Here is a 3,335-nt window from a genome sequence, read left to right on the forward strand (position 1 = left end):
CCATCCGGACCTGGCCGCGTTCGTCGACCGGGCTCTCGGTCCGGTCCTGGAGCACGACCGCCGCTCCCGGCCGCCGCTGCTGCCCACCCTGTCGACGTACCTCGCGCACGCGGGGCGCAAGGCGGAGACGGCCCGGGAGCTCCACCTCAACCGGCAGACCCTGTACAACCGTCTGGCCCGCATCGGGGAGCTGCTGGGCACGGACCTCGACGACCCGCAGACGGTCCTGGCCCTCAGCCTGGCGCTACGGGCCCGCAGGCACGTTCCCTAGGGGGCCCGCTTACGGGAGGGGCCGGGGCTGGGTCAGCTCGTCGTACACGCTGAGCACTTGGGCGACCGTCTCGTCCTCGGTCGGCCAGGTCGCCGCCTGCCGGGCGCCCTTCTCCTTCAGCAGCTCCCGGCTCTCCGGGTCGCCGAGCAGGCGGACGACGGAGTCGGCGAGCGCCTCCGCGTCCCCGCACGGGACGAGTTCGGCCGCGTCTCCGACCAGTTCGGGAACGCCGCCGACGGCGGTCGCGACGAGCGGCACCCGGGCGTGGAGGGCTTCCTGGGCGAGGACGGAGCGTGCCTCCTCGGAACGGCTGGGCAGCAGGGCGAGATCGGCGGCGGCGAGCAGCTCGGTGATGTCGTCGCGCCGTCCGAAGAGCCGGACCGGCAGTCCCTCTTCCTCGATCCGCTCCTGGAGTTCGCCGCGCAGCGGCCCCTCCCCCGCGATCACGACCAGGGGGACGGGATCGAGACGGCGCCACGCGCGCGCGGCGTCCAGCAGCACGTCGTATCCGCGGTGCCGTTCCAGGGAGCCGACCGCGATCAGCAACGGCCGGCCGATGGCGCCGAGTTCGGCCCGCACCTTGGACCGCAGGCGGTCGGGGTCGTCCGGTTCCACGGGGCGGCGGGGGCCGGGCAGCGCGACGGCGGCGAGCCGTGCGTCCCGTGCTCCGGTCCGCCGTGCCCGGTCCACCAGCGCCGACGTCGTGCCCAGGACCACGGTGGCCGCTTTCACGACCCGGCGCTCCAGGACCCGCAGCAGATGGGCGCGGGCCCCGTCGGCGTGCGCCCGGTCGTGCCACGTCACGACCAGTGGAGTACGCACGCGCCGCCCGCTGAGCGCCAGCACGGTCCGGAAGGAGGCGTGCAGCCCGTGCGCGTGCACCAGATCGGCGTTGGCGCATGCCGCCCGCAGGGCCGCGACCGACACCGGGTCACTGCTGCGCGGCACGTGCACGTGGTCGGCCCCGACGCCCCTGAAGTCGTAGGCGCGATCCGCCTCGAAGGGGGCGCACACCGTGACTTTCACGCCCCGCGCGACGAGCCCCGCGGCCAGGGAGCGCACATGGGCGCTGCTGGCGGCGTTGCCTCCGCCCAGCACCTGCACGGTGCGCAGCGGCGACTGGCCATGCGGTGAGTGGCTGCTCACGGGGGTCACGTGGCCGGGCTCCTGGTTCGGGTCGGGCGGTCACGAAGCTTCCTACGCGTACTCCGCCAAGGATGCCAGGACATACGGGGGTTCCGGGAACGCCCGGACCCCGACGGCGCGACCGTGGGGCGCGGCGTCGGGGGAGTGCGCCGGGTCGGGTCACCCACACGAGTGAAGATCGGCGCACCCGCCCGGTTCTGCCGCACGACCGCCGCTGCTGCTAGGCATCCGCCCGAGCCGTCGCCAGCAGTTCCTCCGCATGCGCCCGGGCCGTCTCCGAGTCCTCCTGGCCGGCGAGCATGCGGGACAGCTCCCTGACCCGGTCCTCCCCTTCCAGCACCTTCACGCCGGAACGGGTGACCGACCCGTCGTTGGTCTTCTCGACCAGCAACTGCCGGTCGGCGAAGGCGGCGACCTGCGGAAGATGGGTCACGACCACGACCTGCGCGGTCTTCGCGAGGCGGGCCAGCCGCCGGCCGATCTCGACCGCCGCCTTGCCGCCGACCCCCGCGTCGACCTCGTCGAAGAGGTACGTCGGCACGGGGTCCGTCCCCGCGAACACGACCTCCACGGCCAGCATCACCCGGGACAGCTCACCGCCGGACGCGCCCTTGGCGATCGGCCGGGGCGGCGCGCCCGGGTGCGGGGCCAGCAGCAGCTCGACCTCGTCGGCACCGGCGGGCCCGTACGCGACGGCACGGCCGCCGACCTCGACACCCTCCGGGTCCTCGGTCTGCCGGATGTCGAACGACACACGCGCGTGCGGCATGGCGAGCGAGGCCAGCTCGGCGGTGACGGCGGCGGCGAACCGCTCGGCGGCCTCCGTCCGGGCGTCCGTCAGCGCCTGTGCGAGCCCGCCCAGTTCGGTCCGCAGCGCGTCCCGCTCGGCGGTCAGCTCCCCGATCCGCTCGTCGTCGCCGTCGAGTTCGGTCAGCCGCGCGGCACCGTTCTCGGCCCAGGCGAGCACGGAGGCGATGTCCTCGCCGTACTTCCGGGTCAGCCCGGTGAGCGCGGCCCGCCGCTCCTCCACGGCCGCCAGCCGCAGCGGGTCGGCGTCCAGGTCGTCGGCGTACCCGGCCAGGTCCCCCGCCGCGTCACGCAGCAGGATCCCGATCTCCCCGATGCGGTCGGCGAGCGCGGCCAGCGCCGGGTCGTGCGACCGTACGGCGTCCAGGGCCCGCTGCGCGCCCGCGACGAGCGTCCCGGCGTCCACGCCCTCCGGGTCCTCCGGATTGCCCGCGAGCCCGGCGTGCGCGACCGCGGCGGCCGACGCCAGCGCCTCGGCGTGCCCGAGCCGCTCGGCCTCCTCGGCGAGCTCCACGTCCTCACCGGCCCGGGGCTCCACGGCGGCGATCTCGTCGAGGCCGTAGCGCAGCATGTCGGCCTCCTGGGCCCTTTCACGTGCGCGCGTGGTGATCTCGTCGAGCTCGGCGGCGACGGCCCGCAGCCGCTTGTACGCCTCCGCGTACTTGGCCAGCGGCCCGGCGACCGCGTCGCCCGCGTACCGGTCGAGCGCCTGCCGCTGCCGCTGCTGCTTGAGCAGACCCTGCTGGTCGGTCTGCCCGTGCACGGCCACCAGCTCGTCGGCGAGCTCGGCGAGCACCCCCACGGGCACGCTGCGTCCGCCCAGGTGCGCCCGCGAGCGCCCCTCGGCCGAAACGGTACGGCTGATCAGCAGGGCCCCGTCGTCGAGCTCGGCCCCCGCCTCCTCAGCGCGCACGGCGACCGTGGCGTCGTCCGGGACGGTGATCCGCCCCTCCACGACCGCCTTCCCGGCCCCGATCCGCACGAGCGCCGGATCCGCGCGCCCGCCGAGCAACAACCCGAGGCTGGTGACCACCATGGTCTTGCCCGCACCCGTCTCACCGGTGACCGCGGTGAACCCGGGCGACAGCTCGACGACAGCGTCGTCGATCAC

3 protein-coding genes are annotated in these 3,335 nt (G+C 75.1%); 1 reads left to right on the forward strand and 2 read right to left on the reverse strand.

Going from position 1 to position 3,335, the window contains the following annotated elements:
• The coding region (locus tag SSQG_RS08235; protein ID WP_039932154.1) for a PucR family transcriptional regulator at positions 1–271 on the forward strand (271 nt) is incomplete at its 5' end.
• A 9-nt stretch (positions 272–280) separates the two neighbouring features.
• On the opposite strand, the gene SSQG_RS08240 is transcribed toward SSQG_RS08235, so the two are convergent.
• Entirely contained in the window at positions 281–1,426 is a 1,146-nt protein-coding gene (locus SSQG_RS08240; RefSeq protein WP_003989272.1) for a glycosyltransferase family 4 protein, read from the reverse strand.
• A 211-nt stretch (positions 1,427–1,637) separates the two neighbouring features.
• The coding region (gene recN / locus SSQG_RS08245) for a DNA repair protein RecN (protein ID WP_106434152.1) at positions 1,638–3,335 on the reverse strand (1,698 nt) is incomplete at its 5' end.

The organism is Streptomyces viridochromogenes DSM 40736, from assembly GCF_000158955.1.
Taxonomy (GTDB): Bacteria; Actinomycetota; Actinomycetes; order Streptomycetales; family Streptomycetaceae; genus Streptomyces; species Streptomyces venetus.